Here is a 24,313-nt window from a genome sequence, read left to right on the forward strand (position 1 = left end):
AGACTATGTAGAAATTACGAACTCCTAATGGAATCCTCTGAAAACATGGTCAAATTATCTGCTATAAAATTATTATTGAATAAAATTTAAACAGGCTCTAAAACACAATGAGAAAAAAAACATTATTTATGGTTTTATCCATAACCACATTAGTGGTTTCCTGCAAAAAATCTAATAAGACACCCCAGATTTCAAGTACCTCTATAGAACAATTTGTAGATAAAAATACTACTTGGAGACATTTGGAAGATATTCAGAAAATTGCGGATAAAAATCAGAATCACAGGAGCATAGGAAGCTCCGGAGGAATAGCTACTGCTAATTATATTGTTGGACAACTTGAATTATTGGGACTAAAACCCATCAAGTTACCTTTCGAAATTGAAGGGAGAAATAATAAGAAAATCAAGGGGCAGAATATTGTAGTAGAAATTCTAGGAAAGAGTGATAAAGTGGTCATGTTCGGGGCACATTATGACTCTGTAGAAATAGGTCCGGGGATAAATGACAATGCTACCGGAGTTGCTATTTTACTGGAATTGGTTTCTGCTGCTAGAAAAATGAATATCCAACCTGAAAAAACAATACATATTGCTTTTTGGGATGCTGAAGAAGAGGGTGTTTTAGGATCTGCTAGTTATATTAAACAACTTTCAGAACAGGAGAAAAAGAGAATTAACAGCTATATCAATGTGGATATGGTAGGGATCCGGAAATTCTTGTTTTGGATGGAGATGGAAGCAGCATTCAATAACTTAAGGATAACTTTAAGAACAGCGGCATGCCAGAGAAAGAAATCAATGCAATGTTAGAGGGTATGCCTAAGCCTCATCCGGGTTCTGCTGAATTAGAAAAGATTGTAGAAAATTATCTCAAGGGGCAAAATATCAAATATACAGATGATTTAATAACCTCTTTAAGTACGGATACCGCTCCTTTTTTCCAGTTGTCTCCAACTGTAGGTATTGTAATGACTCATGATATAGAAGAAGAAAATGGAGTTTTATTATTCGCTCCATGTTATCACCAAGCATGTGATAATATCAGTAATGTAGATAGAAAATCTTTTAATATCGCTTTAGGGCTTATTAGTCACCTTGCAGATAAGCTAGCCTTTAACTAAGACTTTGTATTGGAGTTGTTATATTTAACAAGACAGTATATTTATACTAGTTTTTTAATGATAACTATTATATTTGAAAAGCATAAATGAATCAATTTGTAGCAATTTTCAAGAGATAAATTAAGTTACCTTATTTTATCATTTGTTTAAAATATATTATCAATGCGGATTTAAGGAAAGAATTCGAACCCCTCACTGGTAACCACTATTTTGATCAAATTAATACAAAATGCTATAAAATATATTTTACAACATTTTTTCAATATTACCTCTAAAATGTGATATTACATACCAAATTGGTATTCAACTATTTGCTGCTAATAAACTTTTTAAAGAATTCATGTCTTCAGCTACTTTTTTATCCGAAATTTTAGCATAATGCTGAGTTGTTTTAATACTTTTATGACCTAGCATTTTACTGACACTTTCCATAGATACATTATTTCCTAATGTTACTGTTGTGGCAAAGGTATGTCGGGCGACATGAAATGTAAGTTTTTTATTGATTTCACAATTATCGGCAATGGTTTTCAAATATTCATTGATTTTCTGATTGGTATAAACAGGCAGTAATTTACCTGCTTCCAAAGCGAGAGGATGATTTTCATATTTTCGGATGATTTCTTCAGAAATAGGTAACAAAGGTATATTTGAAATAGTACTGGTCTTTTGTCGGTTGGTCATAATCCATAAGTTACCATCAATTCCTGTAGAAATATGATCTTTCGTTAAATTATAAATGTCAATGTATGCTAGGCCTGTATAACAACTAAAGATGAAAATGTCTCGAACCAGATTTAATCCCTGACCTACAAAATCTTTACTCTGCATAGTTTTAATTTCCTCATCTGTAAGAAAATTTGCGGTAACCTCATTGAATTTTCCTTTATAATACATTACCAGATCTTTTTCAATCCAATTATTATGATAACATATTTTCAGAATCTTTGCCAGATTTTTGGTATGCTTAACTGTAGAATTATTATTACATTTTGCCACCGTTCTAAGAAAGAAATCAAAATCATTGAGGAATGCAGGTTCTATTTTTTTGATATTGATATCTGACTTTTTAAAAAAATTCCATAAGAACTTTTTTAAATGAGATAAACAGGTTTTATAATTTTTGAGAGTAGCCAGTGCATATTCTTTTCCAATGAGTTTTTCCATTCTGTTGTTATGTTCTTGAAAAATCGGGATTAAGTAGCGTTCGGTATCTTGCTTTCCTGTTAAAAGGTTTTTCACGTCAGTTGCATCAAAAGATTCGCTTGATAAAACAAGATTTCTTTCGATTTCAAGGATCTTTGATGATAGAACATCAAAATACTTGTTTATTGTGCGTGCCTCCTCAGAATTGCCTTTTAAACGGCTCATTTCCGGACTCCATTTAGAAGCATCCACAGTTTTACCTGTTGAGAATTCAGCTCGTTTTCCATTAACTGTAATTCTTAAATAAACGGGTACACACAAATTACTTTTTGCTTTAGATTTTTTAGCATAGAATAATACTGAAATTTTAGTGTTCATGATTATTGATTTTAAAGGTTAAATTACTTTTCGGTGACCCTTTAGTCAAGATGTTCAAATTTTGAACAGGCTTGCTTTGATAGTGGGACTTTCGGAGAAATTCGGTTACCTAAAAAATTAATATGCTCAGGTAACCGAAAAGGTCACCTTCAATTTGAGAGAAAATGGTTTATTTTGATATACCATTTAAAAAAGAACCCCCTCAAATCATACAATTTGAGGGGGAGTGTTAGAAATTGTCTCATTTCTTGTGGTTTCTCCAGGAATCGAACCAGGGACACATGGATTTTCAATCCATTGCTCTACCAACTGAGCTAAGAAACCAATTGTTTCGTTGTTTAACGTGGGTGCAAAAATAGAACTTTTTGCAATATCGTGCAAGTTTTTTATAATTAATTTCAAAAGTATGGGTAAAGATATCTTTTGTGATTTGTATTTGCTTAAAAATCAATACAGTCATTTTATAATCCTTTCTTTATTTTCTTGTGATCTTCGCCCCATATTTCCAATTGATCCAAAACAGGGATCAACTGTCGCCCGATTTCCGTTAATTCATATTCTACTCTTGGAGGAACTTCTGCATAGACCTTTTTTAGAACCAGCCTTTCTTCTTCCATTTTTTTGAGCTGCATGGTCAGCATTCTTTCACTGATATTTGGGATGCTGTTCTTGAGTTCAGAAAATCTCAGTTTTCCTGTTTTAAGGCAGTAGCAGATTGAAAGAATCCATCGGCCACTGATCAGGTTTACAGCATATATCTCAGAACAGCTAAGCTCCAGACCTTTTTTATTTTCTTGATTGGTTGATGATTCTTTAATGCTCATACTTACTTTTTTGTTTGTTCCACACAATTCATTGAGTGTTTGGAGACCCGATATTCATCATATAAATTTACAAAAATAAAAAGATTGACAGTTGAGCCAAAACTTAAAATTCGTTCATCCAAAGCACATTACATAATACAATGGATTTCAATAGAATTGATAAAGACCTGAAGAAAAGTATAGATAGTTTTCCGTTTTCATTGGAAATCAATCAAGCTGAATTTCTTAATAACCCGGAAATCATTCAGAAAGAGAAAAAAATATGGGCAAAGAATAATCCTTTTAAGGGGCCTGATAAAATTAATGTGAAAGATATTTTCATAGAAAGCTCTTTTGATAATCATTCAATAAGACTTCATATCTATCAGCCGGAAGAATTTGATAAAAATAGAACTATCATTTATTTTCATGGAGGAGGATATGTCTTTGGCCTTCCGGAACAGGTAGATAACCAGATGTTTGAATTAGCAGAGCATCTTAATGCTACAATAATTTCGGTTGATTACAGGCTGTCTCCGCAATATAAATTCCCTGTTCCGGTACTGGACGGATTTGACTCGCTGGAGTGGACCATTGAACATGGTGCGGAACAGCTTGAAATCGATCCGAATCATATTGTTGTTTTTGGGGCAAGTGCCGGTGGGCATCTGGCTGCGGCTGTTACCCAGATGGCTAATGATAAAGGAATAAAAAATATAAACCATCAGTTTTTATTATATCCGGTGATTCACAATAAGCTTAATACCTTTTCCATGAATGAATTTACAGATGCTCCTTTATGGAATAAAAAATATGCAGAAACCGCCTGGCTTCATTTTTTGGGAAATGATAATAAGGATAAAAGTATAAAGTATGCAGATCTTACGAACTATAATGCCTTTCGCGATCTTCCAAGAACAACAATAGTAGCCTGTGAGCTGGATCCTTTAAGGGATGAAAATATAGAATTTTCACAACTTTTATATAGGGCAGGAGTCAAAACAGAGTTGTGGGTGATACCGGGAGCATTGCATGTATTTGATCTGTTTGATTCTCCTTTAAACGACAGATATAAGGAATTCCTTTACAGCCGTATATTTTAATCATATTAAGAATAATATAAATGATAAAGTTAAGAGATAAAAAACCAGCCCTGCTTCTGATTGATATTCAAAAAGGATTTTTGGCTGAAAAGTACTGGGGTGGAAACAGAAATAATAAAGATGCAGAAAAGATCAGTGGAATATTGCTGGAAAAAGGGAGAGAATTGGGACTCCCGGTTTTTCATGTCAGACAAAGCTCTGTGAATCCGGAATCTAAATTGCATGAATTGGACCCGGGTTTTCAGTTTAATGATCATGTTCTGCCTCAAAATAATGAACCTGTTATTACAAAAAATGTAAACAGTGCCTTTACCGGAACAGATTTAAAAGAAAAGCTGGACCAACAGAATATCAATACTTTAGTGATTGCAGGAATAACTACCAATCACTGTGTTTCAACGACGACAAGGATGGCTGGAAATTTCGGGTATGAAACATATGTAATTTCAGATGCAACAGCAGCATTTGACAGGGTAGGGATAAACGGCGAAAAATATGATGCCGAGCTGATCCATCTGACTGCCCTTGCCAATTTAAATGATGAATTTGCTTCCGTCTGGAATTCAGAAAAATTATTAAAAGAATTGTAGAATTAGCCAAAAATATTAGTGCTAATTTGTGTTTAAATATTTTTGAAAGCCTATCCATAAAAACAAAAAAACCTCTAAATAAATTAGAGGTTTTCAAGTGGTTTCTCCAGGAATATATGTTTTATTTCTTATAGCCTTGTAGTAAGGGGTTTAAGGAAATAGATTTCATTAGGTAACCTAATATTCCACCGAGGAAATTTTAACAATTATTCTCAAATCGTATGATACGAATATAATAAATTTTAACTTGTCAACAAATGTTAAAACAGGATATGTATTAATAATAAACTTCATTTATTTTTTTATGAAATGTTTTTATAATTAATCTTGTAAAAAAAAATATTCAAAATTAGTATAAGGATAGGGATTCTTATGTGACTTCCGTTATATATATCATTTTTCAAACTATTAATACAATATATATCCTGTATAAATAAAAAAAGGATAATAATAAAAAGTATGATATTATAAATTTTCGTTGGTCTAGTTATATTATTAGAATAAACAAAACATCCAATTATATTCATCAAATAGAAAATATATCCTATAATAGATGAATAGAAAATATCTTTAATAGGATAATCTGAAACAATTTCAATCCAGGATAAATCCTCAGATCTAACTATTTTAAAGCTAAAAGTATTATTTGCTAACTGAAATTTTAACAGTATAAAATATGAGAATAGAAATCCCAGCCCTATTAATATTTTTGCAATTGTTCTATACTTTATGCTAATCATATCGTTTTTTTAAGTTTAGTATTCTATTGTTCATAATATTTTCACTAGAAGACTTATATACTAAAGAATTTCTGATTAGTTTTTCTTCATTTAAAGGATAATTAATTTCTTGTGAATTTTCTACAAAATTATTGTATTCATTTTCTAACCATTCTTCAATACCAAAGTATTTATAAGCGTTAGGAAAATCTTTGCTTATTTGTTCAGTAGTTTCCCCTGCTTTAAATCTTTCCCATATTTTAAAATTAGTAGCAATATTTGATTTAATTGATAATAATTCTTTTAACTTATCACCTATTAAATCCATGCTATGTTCTAAATGTATAAGTTTATTCATTAATGCATGAGCTTCTTTATACCAAGGGAATTTAATTTTTATCCTAAAATCATTTTCATAAACTATTACAAAGCCCTCAAGATTTTTTATATTTAAGCTTTCTAGTTCCTTCACGTTAGAAATATTTTTTAACTCCGAAGTCCAGTCTTTTGATATTTTAAATCCTACTTCTTCAAGCGGTAAACTGCTTCCTGTATTAGTATCAATTACACCAATCAAAATTAACTCTTCTTCATTTCCATAATCTATTAAGACTTGAGATTCAGGATATATAGCCTCAAAAATATATGTTCGATCTCTTTTTAGTTTCTTAAATAAATGAGAATATTTTGCGTGTAGAATTTCAGTAGCTCTTTTGGCTTTTACACTAGTGAAAGATCGCTGAGTAGCAAGATAAGGAACATCATCAATCCAATATAAAATTGTTAAAGTGCCATCTACCTTTTCGTATACCTTATAAGGGAGATTTGGTAACTTTAGAATCTGTCCTTCACTAAATAAAGCAGTATCTTCTGATAAATAAGTTCTAAAAGTAAAAAATTTTTCAAAAGACCGAGCATGAATTATTCCATTAGAATCAACTATCAACCCCCTCATCATTTTCGTAGTGTCATTCCATACATTCTTTGGTTTTGAATATGGTCCAGAATGATATCCAAAAATATAAAGATCAGCAAGAGGGTGTTTTTCCTTTGTAAATAGCCCATCATCTACATACTGCTCAAAATCACTAAATTTCATCATTTTTTATTTAAATTTGAATTTTCGAATTTACAAAATGGGAGACACAAAAAAAAACATTGATGATATTTTAAGATTTTTACTCCAAAATAATATTGACGAAGTTTCAGAAATTAAAATCAGACAGTTATATGGTTTAAATAAGCAATTAAGTAGGGATCAGCAAATAATATCAATTATTGAAACTTTTAATTTCAAATCAAAAAGGGTTTCTTTGAGATTAGAGGAGTTGAAAGATTTACAGGTTCCATATTTTTTTATTGAGAGTTTTGAAGGAGATTATGTGCTGGTAGAGATTAAAGAACTCATTAAAGCATATAACGATAAGTCAATCTTTGAAAACAAGTTTAAACTCAACCCTAATGGTATTTCCTGTATTTTTTTTGAAAAAAATAGATCTAAGAAATCAAAGTCTTTATTAAATATTATAACAGACTATATAATACCATATAGAAAATTTTTTTACCAAGTATTATATGGTATTATTGTAATAACTCTATTGCAATTTATCTCTCCTTTCTTAATGCAATTATTTATAGATAAAGGAATAATTGTTGAAAATCTAAGTTTAATAAAAATAGTAATATTTGGTCTTTTAGCTGTTCAAATTGGAAAATTCCTAGCTGAATTTGTACGAAGTTGGCTTTATCTTCATATTGGTATACGAATCAATATATCAATGATTTCCGATTTCATTACTAACGTAATGAAACTCCCTATTCATTATTTTAACACTAGTACGATTGGAGAGATTTTACAAAGAGTTGAGGACAATAAAAGAATTGAAAACTTTCTAACAAAATCAATAATTAATTTCATATTTAACATAATTACAATATTAATTTTCTTAATAATTTTAGGATATTTTAATCAAAAAATATTTATTGTTTTTATAGTTGGTAATATATTATTTATAGCTTGGATTCTACTTTTCTGGAGAATTAGAAAAAAAATGGATACAAATATTTTCAAATTTAATTCCAGAAATCAAAATCTATTAATACAACTCTTGCAGAGTGTACAAGAAATCAAATTATATGGAATTGAAAAAGAAAAAAGATGGGACTGGGAGGACAATCAAATAGAATTATATAAGAATAAACAGAAAATGATGATTGTTGAACAACTACAAGACGGAGTTTCATTATTAATTAATGAAAGTAAAAATTATCTAATATTTTATCTATGTGCAATAAGTATCATAGACGGAACAATGAGCTTTGGTATAATGATCGCAATACAATATATCATAGGCCAAACAAATATGCCTATCAGAGGAATTACAAATTTCATTATGGAATATCAAATGGCATTAATCAGTTTTAAAAGAATTAATGATATAAATCTAGATGTTGAAACAAAAAGCAAGTCGGCAATTATAAATAATTTAGAAAACCCTATAAATATTGATTTTCAAAATGTCACATTTCAATATCAAGATTACTCGAAATCATTCAGTTTAAAAAATATTAATCTAAAATTTCCTCCAGGGAAAACTACTGCTATTATTGGTAGAAGTGGAAGTGGAAAAACAACAGTACTGAAACTCATATTAAAATTTTATAATCCATATAAAGGAGATATTCACATCAATGGAATTAATATTAGAACAATTGATATAGAATCTTGGAGAGATAGATGTGGTGCATTGTTACAAGATAGTATAATTTTCAATGATACTATCTTGAATAACATCACAATGGGAAAAGAATATGATTTTGATAAATTAATGAGAATTGCAAAAATGTCTGAAATATTGGAATTTGTCGAAAGTAAGAACGAAGGGTTTAATACGACCCTAAGTTACGGAGGAAAAGGATTAAGTCAAGGCCAAATTCAAAGACTACTCATTGCACGGCTAATGTATAAAAATCCAGACGTTGTTTTATTGGATGAAATTACAAGCTCATTAGATCCCAAAACAGAAAAAAGTATTATGGATAATCTTAAATTTTTCTTTAAGGATAAAACCGTTATTATTATTTCTCATAAAATTAGTACTGTAATGCATGCTGATCATTTTATTGTAATGAATGAAGGGAAAGTGTTAGAATATGGAAATCATGATTATCTTATGGAAAAAAATGGGTACTATGCTTCCTTACATCCCAAAGAATAAAAAGTTAAAATTCCTGTGTCATCACAATATGAAAGAAATTTTGATGTATCTGAAAAATAACTGTTTAACGGAGGGCAAAATATTATATAATTCTCTTTTGGATCAAGAAAAAAAAACTCACGGTCATTCAATTTTATTTTTCTTTTTGTTGAGGAAACGATTAGTGGATAATCAATATGGGTATGCCCTACGAAGGATATCTTTATCTTATTTACTTCCATAAATAGAAAATGAACGGGCAATAATTGATCAATCCTAGTTTTATTCAGAACTAAATTGCCATTAAAATCTGGATATAAAAAGTGTGAATATAATATATTGTTATCAATAATAATATCGTCAGAATTATTAATGAAAGGGAAATTATGTAAATGTAGATTAGTTACAAATTCATCTTGATAGGACCAGATATTATCAGAAATTATTTTTTCATTGGCAATGTATTGTTTCTCAGGATATATAAAGAATGGTATTTTAGGAATTATTTTTAAAAAATTTAATTCATGATTTCCTTTTACAGTTTTAATATCATTATTTAACAACATCTCAATACAACTGTTCGCATCTCTCCTAGACTCATATTTTTCATAGAAAGACGAGAAACCAATATTATCACCAAGTGAATAAACCTTAGATGCTCTATTACAAGAAGAATGCATTTCAAAAAACATCTTCAAAGAATGAATGTCTTCATGAAGATCCGTAATTATCCAATTTAACATAGTAAAATTAATTATCTACAGCCTTAACAATTTTTAAAAATAGTCTCTCTAAAAGACTTATGTCCATTGTGACAATTTTTGCATTACCATTTAAATCTGGCGTATAAGGTATTTTTTTATTTAAACTGGTTACAAGCCCATGAGTAAGTTTAATCTTCAATTTATAAAAATACTTCCCATCTTTGCTTCTTTCTGGTATAGGATATATTTCGTCTACGGAACCTTCAAGAATTCCATATTCTTCAAAATTAAAGCCATCGAGATAAATTTTAACTTTTTGACCTTTCTTTACTTTACCAGACTGAAAACTCTTCATTAAGCCAGAACAAAAAATATCATTCCTATTTGTCGGAATAATTGTTCCGAATTCTTGACTTTCTGAAATAAACTGTCCATCGCTCCAATTATTATTAAAAACTAGTTTTCCGTTTGTAGGAGAAATAAAACTATTGTTAAATTTCCAATTATTAACTTCCGATCTTAGTCGACTAAAAGAGTTTTCTAATTCTTGCCGATATTTTATCTCATCTTCTTTTATTTGATATTCCAGATTATTAATATTATTTGAAACTTCAATTTCATTCACTGCAACCTGTGAAGTAGTCGTGATATTATTTTGTAGCCGTTTTTGAAATTCCAAAAAATCTTGTTCAGCTTTATTAAGATCACTTTTGGAAATAATGCCTTCTCTCTGTAAGTTCTTAGCTCTGGTTAATTTTTCTCTTTCTACTAGAAGTTCCTGATTTGAAATCTCCCTTTCTTTTAATATATTATTCTTAACCTGTTTGTTTAATAACAATGACTGATGAAGATTATTTTTATTATTTTTTTTAGCTGCGACATTTTCAAAAATGAAAAAATCTTTTCTTTTCTTTAAAAAATCGATATAGTAAGGCTCCAGTTCACCTAAACTTATATTATCTGGTAAAATAAAATTAGGATTTTCAATCAAATTTTGGTTGCTAATACTATCAATTAAATTTGTTAAACTCTTGAGTTGGATTGTGGGATTTTCAATATATGCTAATTCCTCCCCAGCCTTAACTAAACTACCATTATCCAAAAGTAATTTTACATTCCCACTTTTTTTTGAAATAAGCCTCTTAATATGATCTTCACTAACAACATTAATTTCTGCATCTATATATTCTGGATACTTTATAAGATAGCTCATTAATAAAAGAACTAATAAAAACAATAACATAAGTCCTGAGCCATATTGAATAAACCATTTGGGCTTTTTTAACATTAAATTTTTATAATTGGCACTATTGTCTGTATTCATTATATTGTGTTTTTAAAAAGAAATAAACATAGAATGATTTGTCGTTATGCAAACCAATCATCTTAAATATTCTTGTGAGAAATTGTTCAAGTATTAAAAAATCATCATTTATGTTTTCTGCAAAATTATTATAAAAAGCACTCATTGTAGAAAAACCACCTTTGTCAGTATTATCTTGGAATTTATGGAAAAGGATATTACATAATTCGTCAGATAACTTCACAAAATTATCTTTTTTTTCCTGATATCTATTATGAATTTGAATACATTTAAAATCATATTTTAGCAAAATATTCTGCTTATATTTTAGTAATGTGAAGAAATCAAATAACATATTAATATCATACGCTGTAGGAAACCATAATTCAAAAAGAAATTTTAAAAAAGACCGATGAATATTAGAATTAATTTTATCTAATATGCTATTTATTAATACTAGCGCAATAATACTTTTATCCTCAAGGAAAATATCATGATTGTCTATGAAGTATTTTGTAAATGATATATTAAACTTCCAACTATCCTTCCTTAAGGAATTAGTTAAATAATCATTTTTAATTTTAATATTTTTAATATCTATAGTATTAATATGATAATCGTCTGCTAATATTTGGATTATTTTATAATTTTTATGTGAGGTCGTAACTAATATTGATAATTCTAATTTATTGTCTATTATAGAATAGCTAAGAATACCAAACCTGGTGGCAAACTTTCTATTCCCCTCATGATAAGAAATGTTTATAACAATTAATGGAAATTCTACTTTTATAATAATTTCTTTTTCACGGATTGTAGACCCTAAAAATTTTTGACAATATTCTTCATCAAGGTATTTAATATTTAAAACATTCTTTACCAATGTAACAAAATCTCTTGAATCAGAAGTATTGATGGCTTTTTTGACTACTCTTTCTAGTTGTACATATAAATCAGGATAAAGCTTGTTAAGAACATTCAACTTATTTTTTGAATTACCAACAAATTCACCGCTCTGATTTATAAGATAATGTATTAAAAGTGAGACTGTATCATTTATTAAAGCATTTTGTTCTAAGTAATTTTCGATATTTGATTCAAGATCACTTAGGTAATTATTAACTTTTATAAAGATTCTGTTTTTTTCGTTGATATCCATAAAAGGATACAAAATGTGATGTAAATAATTGACATACTCTTTTAAAGATTTACCATAAGCATTTCTATCCCTTATAATTTCTCCAGTTTTTATCATATTATACAATGTTCCTTTAAGGGATAGAATGTCATTTTTTAAAACTTGATCTAAATCTGCCGTAGAAAGAAATATGAATTCATACAATCTTTTTTTGACAAGAATTTTCTCAGTATACGAGGTGTTGATTTCAGAGGTCAATATTACTACATCAATGTCTGATTTTTCAGTAAATTTTTTTTCGGACAAGACACTTCCTGTTAAAAAAATACAATTAACATCTTTTTCCGCAAAAAAAATAAGAACATCTTTTATGATTGAGTTTTTCATTTTATTTAGAATTAATATAAATTTTGATCAAATAAGCAAACATTACAGTGCTATATTAGGAATTTTTCTATTTTTGACCAAAACATTTAAGTATGAATAAAAATTATGACATCGCTTCACATGAGCGTTTTCACATATTTCCTTTTGAGGGGAAATTCTTTGTTTTTGACGTAGAGACAGTTCTAGTTTATAGCATAGAAAAAGATCTATACGAATTTTTACTAGATAAGGACAGTTCGTTTATTGAAAATTTTCTAAATTCAAAGAAGATTGACAAGAAAATTCCAAACCAAGAAGACTTAGAAGAACACCCATTAACTAATATCTCTCTCAATGTTGCTCAAGTGTGTAACTTAAGTTGTGTTTATTGTTATGGTGTTGATGGAGAGTATGGGTTGAAAGGGAAAATGAATGAAGAAACAGCCTTTAAAAGCATCGATTTTTTAGTAAAGCAATCCAAAAACCAAAAAAATATCACAATAACATTTTTTGGAGGTGAGCCAATGTTAAATTATCCTCTAATAAAGAAGTGTGTTGATTATTCCAGAGAGCAAGCTGAGAAACATAACAAAGCTATTAAATTCAGCATTACTACGAATGGTACTAAATTTAACAAAGAAGTCAATAAATATCTAAATGACAATAAATTCAATGTTATAGTTAGTTTTGACGGTGACCAGGAAACTCAAGATAAAAACAGACCTTTTAGAGGAGGGCAGGGTTCTTACGAGAAAACACTACCTAAGATACAGGAGTTTTTAAAGTCTAGAGACGGAAATGCTACTGCTAGGGCAACAGTTACCAATCATACAAGCGATCTTAAGCTATTAAAAACAAGATTGAAGGAAATCGGTTTTAAACATGCAAATGCAACTGTTGCAACAGTGTCGGAATATGCAAATGATAATAGAGGAGTTTCATCAATTAACCTAGAAGATGAAATGATGAAAGATATTTATGATGCTGAAAATAATGAAGCAAGAGAAATCCTAGCCTCAATAAAAGGCAGGAAATCCCTTAATGCACTTGGAAGCAGTAAGATTTTAAATCTTGTATTTTCATTAAAAGAAAAAGAAAAAAACAAATTTGCTTGTGGTGTTGGAAGAAGAATGGTTGGTATTGCAATTAATGGAGATGTATATCCTTGCCATCGATTCGTTGGAGAGGATAAGTTTAAGTTAGGTAACGTAGATAACTTTGAGGAAGGACGAAGAAAAGAATATTCTGTGAGTTTCTTAGATAAACATCCTGTTTGCTCCAAATGTTGGGCAAAATATCAATGCGGAGGTGGAGGCTGCATTCAAGATAATGAGGTAATGAAAGGAGATGTTGATAATATTAATACAAGACATTGCTCAGAATTGAAGCATCAGTTAAAACATGCCATTAATATTTACAGCGAGTTAAATGAAGATGACAGAGTTTTTCTATTTTCTAAATAAAATTTATACTAAAAATGTACTTTACATATAAAAACACAGGTTATATTTATATTGAACAATATAATAATATTTTCCAGGTAACAAATGAAAAAGCACGGTCAATATTAGAAAAAAAAGATTCTTTAACAACTGAGACTCTAATAAGAGAAGAATTTGGTGAAATTGGAAATAATGAGGGTCAACATAATAAATTTCTTTTGCATGAAGAATATTATTTAAAAAATATAACAAGCCAAGATATTTATGATTTTGAATTTAGCTTCGAATCAAGTACTCAAAAAGATCACTTTGTAGTTTTCAACTTGAGCAATCAAAAAGAGCTTATTAAAGATATTATCTCTTTTCAAGAGGAAAATAAGGATAAAAAAGTAAAGATTCTTATTAGAGAAAATATAGAGAACCTTTTTGATGAAAGTACAATATCTATTTTGTTAGAAAGAAAAATAGACTTTCAGTATTATTCTAATTTTGAAAGTTTGGAAAAGTTTATATCCTCAGGATTCAAAGAAAGAACATTTGTAGAATTAAAAATTAAATCTAGTGAAGAGTTTGATAAGTTCCTAAATTTAAGCATACCCAAAAATATTGTAATAAGTTTTCATTTTGAGAATGTAGATGCAGCTTTAAAAGGAGTTGAACTTGTTAAAAATAAAATTGAAAACTATTTTTCGGAAAGTAATGTTAACATTTCAAATTATTTTGATATAGTAAGAATACTAAAATTCAATTTTGGAAGGTATTATAATCGGGAATATATTTATAAGAATAATGAAGTTAAACTTCATGATATAGGAAATTGTAATACTTGTTGGGCTAAAAAGATTTGTCACCAAACAAGGCTATTTAACTTCTTTGACGAAAGCCCAATTCTAACCCAAACAGATAATAAGAAGTGTGATTTATTAAGAAACTTTGCAGAAAACTTTCTTAAATTATTACTACTATTTAAAGAAGTACAAAATAGTAAAATGAATCCTATTCTAATTGAAAAAGAAGGATATAAAATAAAATTGGTTAATCCATAACAAATAAAAACATCTAATATGAAAAATTTTAAATTGGTTTTAATAGAAAGAAATCACGATTTTAATCAAAGTATCAAAGCTTGTGAGTATCTAGATGTTTACGAACCATGTCTAGTGGATAATCTTTGTGGCGATTGTGGTTCAATAGATACTTGTACTGAAGATGGCATTGTTCCAACATGCGAATACCTTGATATTTATGATCCTTGTGGTGATTGTGGCACTATAGACACTGAAACTTACATTGCTCCAGCACGTAAATATGCAATTAGCTAATGCTTAGTTTCATATAGAATATAATTGAAAAAATATACAAACTATGAAAAATTTTAAACTCGTTCTTTTTTCTGAAAAAGATAAGCAGGAGCTTATTAAAGGTTGTGAATATCTTGATCTTACTCCAGACTCATGTAATATTGAGATTTGTACAGGTAAGGATGATGGTCCATCATGTTCGGCTATAGACATCTGTAATGTATATGACAATTCTCATTGTTCAGTAGCTGACCAGTGCGATAGAGATGGTGATGAAGGTTGCTCATTATCTGATATATGCTACACAAGTGATTCACCAACAGTTGATTGCACATGGGATACTTGTGTTAAAGATGGTTATTGTGGAACAAGTGACTAATAAGTAAAATATTAAAATATTTATAATAAAGAGGGACTATCGAGTAAAAAAGTGGCTATTCACTAAATCATGATGGTCTCTTTTATTTTTTATTGACGGGTAAACTTCCTATAAAGGTTCATACATGCTAATGTTTCGATTAAAATGTAATAAATCATCTTTATTGAGTTATAAAAAAAATGACAAACATTGAACTTAATTGAATAGTATATAATTGTAACACTTATTATAAATTTTAATGAGAAAAGTATTTTTTTTATTGTGCATCCCTTTTCTAATATTTTCACAAAATAAATTTGTGTACGATTTAAATTATACAATATTGGATAATGGTATTTCAATCAATTCAGCAATAAAAATAAGTAAGCCTATTTCTATTTTGGATATTTACCTGGCAAAACCATATGTTGCAGATATTCGGTTACAAGAAAATCATTTAAAATTTGAGCAAAAAGAAACTTCAAATAAATATAAAATCAATATAGCAACCAATGCCAACAAAGAGGTGAATGATTTCACCTTGTCTTATAGCCTAATAAAGGAAAAAAATGATACAGTTGCAAATAGAAATTTCTATTATGATAAAGACCAATTTTATTTATTACCAGACCTAAATTATCTCCCAATAATAGAAAAGCAAAATAAAGATTTTATTTATAGAACGACAGTACAAAATAATAAAAGATACACTTATGTGGATAATGAATTTCAAAATAAACAAAATGAACCACCTTATATTATATTAGGTAATTTCAACATATCAAGGCAAAATAAAATTCAATCTTTCATACCTGTTAATATTAATTATAACAAAAAAAGACTGCTTTCAATATGTAAAGAAATAGAACTTTCATATAAGTATTTTTCAAGGGTATTTGGTATTCCAACAAAAACCCAGAATACATTTAAGCTTTTTTTCTTAAAGAGAACAGGAGGGCATGGGCTTCCCTCAGGACTTATTTTAAATCAGGAATATTTACTTGGAACTGAAGAAAAAATAAGTAAAGGGCTAAAGTCCTTAATTGCTCACGAAGTATCTCATTATTGGTGGGGTACAAATGCTAAAATCCATTCAAGTATTGGAGAAGGATTAGCTGAATATTCAGCTATATCCTATATGGAAGATGTTGAAAATTATGATGTAAAAAAGACATTTCTAAAAAAGAATTTGCAGTTAGACTTGCTACAATCTGAAAAAGTTAAAATTGATACAATAACACCTTACAATACCGATAACTCTTTATACAGATCAATTTCATATGATCGATTACCTATAGTTTTTAGGGAATTAAGCTATAAAATAGGGAAAGAAAATTTTTTAAGTAGATTAAAATCATTATTTGAAAAATATCAAGATCAGGAAAAGGAAATCTCCTATGATGATTTTTTGGACTATTTCAAAGATATTAATTTATATCAGGAATTGGGAAATGAAAATATGAGGGAGTGGCCAGATTTTTATATTAAGAATGTTTCCAATAATAAAATTACATTTGCTGTTGAAAATTTAACTGTAGATAAAAGACTTCCAATAAAAATTATATCTGATCAAGAAAAAGTATATTCTGATGTAATTGAATTCAACGCTAATAATCTAGAGATAAGTAAAAGCTACAACTATAATATTAAGGAAATAATTTTAGACCCAGATTTCAATTTCAATCAAAAAACATCAATCAATGATGTATATTCGAAAAGTCCATTAAATACTTCGTCTTCCAAATATGGAGAAGTTTTTGAAAAAAAATTTTATGACTTTTCAAACATGTTAATTGAATATTTATTTTATAAAAATGTTAGTCTTGATACAATCAACATAAAGAATCAAGAATTGCTGGATAAAATAACAAGCTCAACAAGAAAAATAAAAGTAAAAGGGTTTCTATTATTTGTAGATCAAAAAAAGGATAAAATGAAAATATTTATAGATTTTGAATCTACAAATAAACAAAACAATATAGGTTATATTAGCCTGTCATATATAGAGAAAAACGAAAAAATTTATTTATCCTCTTTTGACAAAATAAAACTTTAAATGCAAAAAAGAATTATTAATTTTCTTATTACAGTACCTGTTAGCTTTTTTTTATTAATTATACTATTAATTACGTTATTTGAAATTCTCATTTTAAATAAATCTTTTTCAATCTTATTTTACACTAGTATTGTGCTAAGTGTCAGTGTTATATTATATTTTTTTTTATATTATTTTTATTATTTTAACACTACTTCATTAAAGATTCTAAAAATTAAATATCAATGGTATTATTTGTATCAAGTTAAGGTAGTTTTTATAGAAGAGTTATTATGGAGATATATGCCTTTCAAACTTTTATTGATGGTCAATCAAGAAAAGTATAACATTATTTTACAATTGGTTTTAACACTTTTATTCACTTATCTACATTTTAGAAAAAAAAATGTAATATATGTCTTAGTATTACTTGAGTTCTTATTTTATTTTTTTATAACATTTCTTATTTTCAATAAGTTTCAATATTTTCTAATTCTTTTTATTCCACATATTCTAAGAAATTTAATTATTGAATATTTGAATGGATTAAAATAAATATTTAATGTTGGAATAACCTTTAGTGTAAATATCTAATAACAAAAGATCAAAATAATATTTGTATTTAAATTGTTTAAGAATTGATATGGCTTCAACCCAATTTTTTGTTGAATTATTCAACTCATAAATCGTAGAATATCCTTCAGTATAACTTTTTCCAGTTAACTCCTTAGTTTTTTTCATATCATCTTCAACTTCTTTTGATAAAATATAATTTTTGAAATTTTGATTTTTATCAAAAAAAATTTTTTTTATGGTATTTGATAAGTCTTTCTTTTCAATCAAAATATCATTGATAATTATATCTTCATTTATTTTTGACTTTTCAACTTGTAGTTTACTTATACCTTTATTAAATATAGGGATAGAAACATTTAACCTGAATTGTTGATAAAAGTTCAGTTGTATTTGTTTAAAAAATTGATACTCATTGTCCGCAACTAAAGAATTAAAGTAAAAGCTTCCAATATTACTAATTAAACTAGCAGTCGGTTTCATAGAGGTTTTAATTATTTCTGTCTGATTTTTAGCAGAATTTAACTTTAACTCTAAGGACTTGATTTTTGGATCATTATTAATAATTTCATCCAAAAGATCATTAATAACTGGAAAATTATCCTCTATATCATCAGGAATAAATTCATTTTCAATCTCAAAAGATTCTTCATCATTGATTTGTAATAAAAGAGCTAGATCTAATAAATTCTTTTTTACATCAAGTAAAGCTATTTGCTCTCTTTGTCTCTCTTTTGAAAGATTGGATTTAGCCTCTAATACTTCTGTTTTTGTTGAATATCCTAATTCAAAACTTTTTTCTACTTTATTAAAAATTTTCAAAGCATCTTGTACAGAGTTAGTTGAAATTTCATGAATTTCTTTACTTAATAGTGTCTTCAAGTATTGGTTAACAACATTAATTGAAATATCTCTTTTAATTGTTTCTATATCACTTAAGCCAGATTGATAATCAAAATCATTTTTTAGACTATTAAACTTGTTTTTACTCCCATTGTAAAGAAACCATTGAGTATTCAACAAAATACTATTATTAAAATTATCATTTCTCCTTGTGTTACCAAAGACATCTTGGTCAGTACCTAATCCTAAATTATTATTCATTAATACAGAAACTTCAGGTAAATATTCTCGATGAGAAATTATTTTATTAAACTTTTGAATTTTATTATATTGAATATACTTTTCAATTTGTGGATTCTTAGCTAAAGCAGTATCAATACACTGTAAAAGACTCAATTTCTGGCAATAAAATATGACTGGTGTAATTACTAATACGATACTGAATATCTTTTTTTTCATCTGTTGTATAAAAGACAAAAATAATAATTCTAGTCCCTAATTTGTACATAAAAAAATCATAAATTTGCTATGATAGTTTTTTAATACCCCGCAATTAAAAGTTGGGGAACTTTTGCGGGGTAAACTTAATAACTATTTTATAGTAATACTTTGTCCCTGAAATACTTCTTGGAACACTTGAAGAGACTCTTAAACTTACTGCCTGTTCTAAAATAATTTGTGACTAGTGTCTATATTTCCTGCAATTGTGTGAAAAATATCGTTGGTGAATTTTATCACGATATAGTCTCTTTTTGTCATTTATGTTTGAAGATGAAAATACTTGGTTGTTGATAAATTATTTACTTTCGATATGTTCATCATCATGATTTGAAAATAGGATTGGTGAAAACTAGTAGTTGAATAAATAAAAAAACTTCATCAATTCACAGAAACTTTGCAGGGGAGGAATGCTATAATTTCTAATTAGAGAAAGCAATTTAATATTGTAGAATGTTATTATTTAACATTATGAAACCTAGAAATCTCATTGCAAAGCTATTTTCAAAGCATATTTCATATGAATATCAACAGGCTTTTTGTTTCCAATCAACGTTTGTTTGAAATGGTGATTTATGATTATTTGCTGAGATATTATAAAATGAGAGTTTTTAAGAACTAGTTTTATAATTTCACTATTGCAGTTGTATTCTCAAATATAAAAAATATATTTCCAATTACTATGACTTGCCATTAAATAAAAAATCAAAGGTTATTATGATTTTTTCTTATTTTGATTTTTTAATTTTGCTTCTAATTCTAATATTTCAAGCTTAATTGTTGCGAGTTGACTTTCATTTTCTTTAGTGACCACTTGATTTATATCTAATTCCAGAAAATTACAAATGTTGACAATAATCTCAATTGTTGGATTGGTTTCACCTCTTTCAATCCGTCCAATATAATCTTTAGAGAGACCTACCTCAATTGCTACCTGAAATTGTGATAGCCCTTTCCTTAGCCGACATAGCTTAAAAATAATTCCAACTTGAATTTTTAATTCTTCAACATTCCATTTATACATTTTGTAAAATTTAGGAATTAAAATATTTTTCATGAAGATTTATATATCGTTTTGAAAAAGTTTTATTATATTTGCTAAATAAGTTACAAAAAACGTAATTTTGCGATACTTCAAAGAAAAATAGAAGCATTCGCTTAGAATCTCGGATTGAAAACTGGTAATTTTTAGACAACGAGAGGATAAGCAAGATGCTCACGACCTAGGCGTGGGCTCTCTTATCGTTGTCAGGTATACCAGTACCCCAATCCGATAAGTAGAGTTCCACGCCGTTTTATTTCCAATGCTGTCCGCTCGCTCTACAATTAATCCTAAGCCGCTTCCACAAAATACAGTATCAAGACTGCACGATACAATGGGATGTACAGCCTATTGCGGCTTTACAGCTTTCACGGGACACAAATTTCATTCATATTTCAATTGATGGGCTTTAGGGCAGGAGGTTATGCCTTGTGCTTAGACTTCCTCCCGGGCCTTCATCAATAACAAATTAAGAACTAAGTAAAAAAACAATAGATTTTTTTAAGAAACAGAAAGTGTAGAGTATAGGTAACCATAGAAAAAAGAAAAGCCCTTTCCGCAAAGTTGACAGCTGAGGCAGGAAAGAGCTAAGTGCTTAATTAAATTAAACTTTTCAAAAGTATGAAAAAAAACTTTTGCAGCCTAGGCTATCTTCAGTTGGCTTTTGGCTTCACATTGCTGGTGTCTTGTACGGCAATAGGACAGATGCGTGAAATTTCGGGCACGGTCACAGAGAATAATCTGCCTGTTAAGGGAGTATCCGTATTTCAACAGGGGAGTGATACAGTAGCACTAACCAATGCTTCAGGGAAGTACATAGTGCAGGTTTCAGGAGAAAACCCGGTTCTAATTTTCCGTCATCCGGACTATGGAGAGCGAAGGGTTTCCGTTAAAGAAAAATCAATTCTTAATGTTTCCTTGTCTTTAACTGATAAAACAACCAGTGTCGGGGAAGTCGTGCTCAATGCAGGCTATTACAAAGTCAAAGAGCGGGAGAGTACCGGGAGTATTGCCAGGGTTACCGCCAAAGATATCAAAAACCAGCCTGTAAATAATGTTTTGTCGGCTATTGCAGGCAGAATGGCCGGTGTCGATATTGTCCAGAATACCGGAACACCCGGTGGAGGATTTGATGTAAGAATTAGGGGTCGGAACAGTTTACGGACCTACCAGACCACGGGACTTGATGGGAACAGCCCCTTGTATGTAATCGATGGCGTTCCCGTTCCCTCCCTGCATGAATACAAATCAGGGCTTTCCGACGGGGTCATTCCCTATGGAGATACCAATCCCCTTAATTTCATGAATCCCGATGATATTGTCTCTATTGAAGTCCTGAAAGATGCAGATGCAACCTCAATCTATGGATCAAGAGGCGCCAATGGAGTAATTCTGGTTACCACCAAGAAAGGAAGTAAAGGCAAAACTACCGCTAAGCTGACCAGTTCCTGGGGGATCGGGCAGTTTGCTAACCTTCCCAAAATGATGTCCACCGAGGAGTATATCAACATGAGGAGGCTTGCCTTCAGTAATGACGGGATCTCAGACTATCCCTCTTACGAATATGATATCAATGGGACCTGGGATTCTAGTAGATCCACAAACTGGCAGAAATACTTTGTCGGAAACAGGGCGGAGTATTCCAATGTTCAGCTCGGCGTATCCGGAGGAGGAGAGCATACCAGCTTTTCACTGGCAGGTTCCCATCATGAAGAAACCACTGTTTTTCCCGGGAATTACCGCTATAAGAAAAACGGCTTCAATGCCAGTATGGAGCATACCAGCACCGACCGTAAGTTCAAGCTGACCTTCACGGCCTATTATGCCACACAAAATAACGTATTGCCACCACGCGACTTCAATCAGGTCTATGCCTCCCTAAGCCCCAATGCTCCCGATTTGTACAACAACGGCGTTCTGAATTGGGAAAACAGCACCTTCCACAATCCAAGGGCTGCAGCCACCAGAACCTATATTTCAAAGAATGAGAATCTCAGTGCCAACGTAGTTTTAAATTATAAACTGGGTTCAGGGCTCAGCATCAACCTTAATACAGGCTATGTTAATAACGAAACCAAGGAGCAGCAAATCTATCCCAAGACCTATTATGATCCAGCCTATCATATCGGCAGTGAGCGTTCTGTCCTTCGAAAAGCCTCTATGCTCAATAAGAGCTGGATGGTGGAGCCCCAGCTCAACTATGAGAAAAAACAAGGGGTGCACCATTGGACCGCTCTGGTTGGCGTTTCATTTCAGGATCAGAGATCTGAAAACCTGACACTCATGGGAAGGGGTTTTCCATCCGATGAACTGATCTATAACCTCTCTTCCGCAGCCAGTGTTACCACTGAAAATGCCTATCAGTTCACCTACAGGTACCAGGCTGTCTATGCCCGGCTGAATTACGGACTCAAAGACCGTTATTTTATCAACCTTTCCGGAAGGAGGGACGGTTCCAGCCGTTTTGGACCCGACAGGCGCTTTGCCAACTTTGGAGCCGTAGGGATGGCCTGGCTTTTTTCCAAAGAAAACTTCCTGAAAGACAGAAGCTGGCTGACACTGGGGAAACTAAGAGCAAGCTATGGAGTGACCGGAAACGATCAGATCGGGGATTACCAGTTCTTTGATACCTATTCTTCCACCAGCGGTTCTTATAACGGGTATACCGGAATGCTCCCTAACCGGCTTTACAGTAAAGATTTCGGATGGGAAGTGACCCGAAAGCTCGAAGCCGCTATGGAATGGTCCTTATTTAAAGACCGCCTGTTTTTGAGCGCTGCATGGTACAGAAACACAGGAAGCAACCAGCTATTGGGCATCACGCTTCCTGCCACGACAGGCTTTGCTTCCGTGCTTGGGAATATGGATGCGACGGTTCTTAATACCGGAACAGAAGTGGTCGTGCAGACCAGCATCCTTGACACGAAAAACTGGAAATGGTCTGTAGGTTTCAATATCACCTTTCCCAAGGACCGCCTGCTGAGTTTTCCCGATCTTGAAAACTCTTCCTATAAGAACTATTTTGAAATCGGCAAATCAACATCCCTGCGTAAGCTCTACCACTATAATGGGATCGATCCGGTGACAGGCTTATATACCTTTGAGGATTTTAATAGTGACGGGGTGATCAATTCCGATGACAGGCAGATCACCAAAGAGCTCAGGCAGTATTGGTATGGTGGAATCCAAAATACCCTGCAGTATAAAAACTGGGCTTTCAGTATGCTGCTCCGGCTCTCCCGTCAGAACATTTCCAATATATATGCCAGTGAAGGCTATATGGGACTCATGGGAAATAAATCCCGGGCTTATCTCGATTACTGGACCCCTGAAAATCCCGGTGCCCAGTTTCAGAAACCTTCCGCCGGATATGATAATGAGGCCCTGACCGCTAATTCGCTTTTTATGGAAAGCGATGCTACCGTATCCGATACCTTTACCCTGCGCTTGAAGAACATATCCCTGAGCTATACCGTCCCTAATGACTCCAATAAAAGGCTCAGTACAATACTCTTCTTACAGGGTCAGAACATGCTCACCCTATCCAATTACAAAGGCATTAATCCCGAATTTAATCTTGCAGGTTATGTCAGCCCGTTACGGGTGATCTCCTTTGGAATCAGTATGACCTATTAACTTTTAAAGAATAAA

General features: G+C 30.5%; 20 protein-coding genes and 1 tRNA gene. 12 read left to right on the forward strand and 9 right to left on the reverse strand.

The window, feature by feature from the left end:
• Positions 1 to 107 precede the first annotated feature (107 nt).
• Both DRF61_RS21395 and DRF61_RS21400 read left to right on the forward strand, forming a co-directional pair.
• Positions 108 to 812 carry a M20/M25/M40 family metallo-hydrolase gene (locus DRF61_RS21395; RefSeq protein WP_111960894.1) on the forward strand — a complete coding sequence of 235 codons (705 nt, stop codon included), beginning with the start codon at positions 108 to 110 and terminating at the stop codon, positions 810 to 812.
• Positions 782 to 1,123, forward strand: a complete 342-nt coding sequence (locus DRF61_RS21400; RefSeq protein WP_146897192.1) for a zinc-binding metallopeptidase family protein — start codon at positions 782 to 784, stop codon at positions 1,121 to 1,123. Before DRF61_RS21395 ends, DRF61_RS21400 begins: the two co-directional genes overlap by 31 nt.
• Before the next feature lie 303 nt (positions 1,124 to 1,426).
• Here DRF61_RS21400 and DRF61_RS21405 read toward each other — a convergent pair whose 3' ends face one another.
• The 3 genes from DRF61_RS21405 to DRF61_RS21415 all read right to left on the reverse strand — a co-directional run bounded on the left by DRF61_RS21405 (position 1,427) and on the right by DRF61_RS21415 (position 3,471).
• The gene (locus tag DRF61_RS21405) at positions 1,427 to 2,647 is read right to left on the reverse strand and encodes a site-specific integrase (RefSeq protein WP_111960896.1); all 1,221 of its coding nucleotides are present in this window, start codon (positions 2,645 to 2,647) and stop codon (positions 1,427 to 1,429) included.
• Between the two features lie 251 nt (positions 2,648 to 2,898).
• A tRNA-Phe gene (locus DRF61_RS21410) sits at positions 2,899 to 2,971 on the reverse strand.
• A gap of 137 nt (positions 2,972 to 3,108) precedes the next feature.
• A complete protein-coding gene (locus DRF61_RS21415; RefSeq protein ID WP_111960897.1) occupies positions 3,109 to 3,471 on the reverse strand; it encodes a winged helix-turn-helix transcriptional regulator in 363 nt (120 codons plus the stop codon).
• 140 nt (positions 3,472 to 3,611) lie between these two features.
• On the opposite strand from DRF61_RS21415, the gene DRF61_RS21420 reads away from it, so the two are divergent.
• Complete coding sequence (locus DRF61_RS21420; protein ID WP_111960898.1) at positions 3,612 to 4,553, forward strand: alpha/beta hydrolase; 942 nt, start codon at positions 3,612 to 3,614, stop codon at positions 4,551 to 4,553.
• Positions 4,554 to 4,576: 23 nt separating this feature from the next.
• Complete coding sequence (locus tag DRF61_RS21425; RefSeq protein WP_111960922.1) at positions 4,577 to 5,143, forward strand: cysteine hydrolase family protein; 567 nt, start codon at positions 4,577 to 4,579, stop codon at positions 5,141 to 5,143.
• 732 nt (positions 5,144 to 5,875) lie between these two features.
• On the opposite strand, the gene DRF61_RS21435 is transcribed toward DRF61_RS21425, so the two are convergent.
• Positions 5,876 to 6,964: an RNA ligase gene (locus DRF61_RS21435; RefSeq protein ID WP_111960900.1), complete on the reverse strand. Its 1,089-nt coding sequence runs from the start codon at positions 6,962 to 6,964 to the stop codon at positions 5,876 to 5,878.
• A 34-nt stretch (positions 6,965 to 6,998) separates the two neighbouring features.
• On the opposite strand from DRF61_RS21435, the gene DRF61_RS21440 reads away from it, so the two are divergent.
• Positions 6,999 to 9,080 (forward strand): peptidase domain-containing ABC transporter, encoded by a 2,082-nt coding sequence (locus DRF61_RS21440; protein ID WP_111960901.1) that lies wholly within the window; start codon positions 6,999 to 7,001, stop codon positions 9,078 to 9,080.
• Here the strand turns inward: DRF61_RS21440 and DRF61_RS21445 are convergent.
• The 3 genes from DRF61_RS21445 to DRF61_RS21455 are packed head-to-tail and all read right to left on the reverse strand — an operon-like array spanning position 9,053 to position 12,591.
• On the reverse strand, positions 9,053 to 9,802 hold the full coding sequence (locus DRF61_RS21445; RefSeq protein ID WP_111960902.1) for a metallophosphoesterase: 750 nt from the start codon (positions 9,800 to 9,802) through the stop codon (positions 9,053 to 9,055). The genes DRF61_RS21440 and DRF61_RS21445 overlap by 28 nt on opposite strands.
• Positions 9,803 to 9,809: 7 nt before the next feature.
• Positions 9,810 to 11,087 carry an HlyD family secretion protein gene (locus tag DRF61_RS21450; RefSeq protein ID WP_111960903.1) on the reverse strand — a complete coding sequence of 426 codons (1,278 nt, stop codon included), beginning with the start codon at positions 11,085 to 11,087 and terminating at the stop codon, positions 9,810 to 9,812.
• A complete protein-coding gene (locus tag DRF61_RS21455) occupies positions 11,071 to 12,591 on the reverse strand; it encodes a hypothetical protein (protein WP_111960904.1) in 1,521 nt (506 codons plus the stop codon). The genes DRF61_RS21450 and DRF61_RS21455 overlap by 17 nt, the downstream gene beginning before the upstream one ends.
• A gap of 92 nt (positions 12,592 to 12,683) precedes the next feature.
• Between DRF61_RS21455 and DRF61_RS21460 the strand changes: the two genes are divergently transcribed.
• From DRF61_RS21460 to DRF61_RS21480, 5 genes are all read left to right on the forward strand, one after another.
• Positions 12,684 to 14,033: a radical SAM/SPASM domain-containing protein gene (locus DRF61_RS21460; RefSeq protein WP_111960905.1), complete on the forward strand. Its 1,350-nt coding sequence runs from the start codon at positions 12,684 to 12,686 to the stop codon at positions 14,031 to 14,033.
• Between the two features lie 14 nt (positions 14,034 to 14,047).
• On the forward strand, positions 14,048 to 15,058 hold the full coding sequence (locus tag DRF61_RS21465) for a hypothetical protein (RefSeq protein ID WP_111960906.1): 1,011 nt from the start codon (positions 14,048 to 14,050) through the stop codon (positions 15,056 to 15,058).
• A gap of 18 nt (positions 15,059 to 15,076) precedes the next feature.
• Positions 15,077 to 15,334 (forward strand): hypothetical protein, encoded by a 258-nt coding sequence (locus DRF61_RS21470; protein WP_111960907.1) that lies wholly within the window; start codon positions 15,077 to 15,079, stop codon positions 15,332 to 15,334.
• Positions 15,335 to 15,377: 43 nt separating this feature from the next.
• Entirely contained in the window at positions 15,378 to 15,692 is a 315-nt protein-coding gene (locus DRF61_RS21475) for a hypothetical protein (protein ID WP_111960908.1), read from the forward strand.
• A gap of 298 nt (positions 15,693 to 15,990) precedes the next feature.
• Positions 15,991 to 17,727: a M1 family aminopeptidase gene (locus tag DRF61_RS21480; RefSeq protein WP_146897195.1), complete on the forward strand. Its 1,737-nt coding sequence runs from the start codon at positions 15,991 to 15,993 to the stop codon at positions 17,725 to 17,727.
• A gap of 525 nt (positions 17,728 to 18,252) precedes the next feature.
• Here the strand turns inward: DRF61_RS21480 and DRF61_RS21490 are convergent.
• Positions 18,253 to 19,581, reverse strand: a complete 1,329-nt coding sequence (locus DRF61_RS21490) for a TolC family protein (RefSeq protein ID WP_111960911.1) — start codon at positions 19,579 to 19,581, stop codon at positions 18,253 to 18,255.
• A 529-nt stretch (positions 19,582 to 20,110) separates the two neighbouring features.
• On the opposite strand from DRF61_RS21490, the gene DRF61_RS23065 reads away from it, so the two are divergent.
• A complete protein-coding gene (locus DRF61_RS23065; RefSeq protein ID WP_338065569.1) occupies positions 20,111 to 20,242 on the forward strand; it encodes a lantibiotic dehydratase C-terminal domain-containing protein in 132 nt (43 codons plus the stop codon).
• 93 nt (positions 20,243 to 20,335) lie between these two features.
• Here DRF61_RS23065 and DRF61_RS21495 read toward each other — a convergent pair whose 3' ends face one another.
• The gene (locus DRF61_RS21495) at positions 20,336 to 20,677 is read right to left on the reverse strand and encodes a helix-turn-helix domain-containing protein (RefSeq protein WP_111960912.1); all 342 of its coding nucleotides are present in this window, start codon (positions 20,675 to 20,677) and stop codon (positions 20,336 to 20,338) included.
• Between the two features lie 606 nt (positions 20,678 to 21,283).
• On the opposite strand from DRF61_RS21495, the gene DRF61_RS21500 reads away from it, so the two are divergent.
• A complete protein-coding gene (locus DRF61_RS21500) occupies positions 21,284 to 24,298 on the forward strand; it encodes a SusC/RagA family TonB-linked outer membrane protein (protein WP_111960913.1) in 3,015 nt (1,004 codons plus the stop codon).
• Positions 24,299 to 24,313 lie beyond the last annotated feature (15 nt).

The organism is Chryseobacterium lathyri (genome assembly GCF_003290185.1).
GTDB classification, from domain to species: domain Bacteria; phylum Bacteroidota; class Bacteroidia; order Flavobacteriales; family Weeksellaceae; genus Chryseobacterium; species Chryseobacterium lathyri.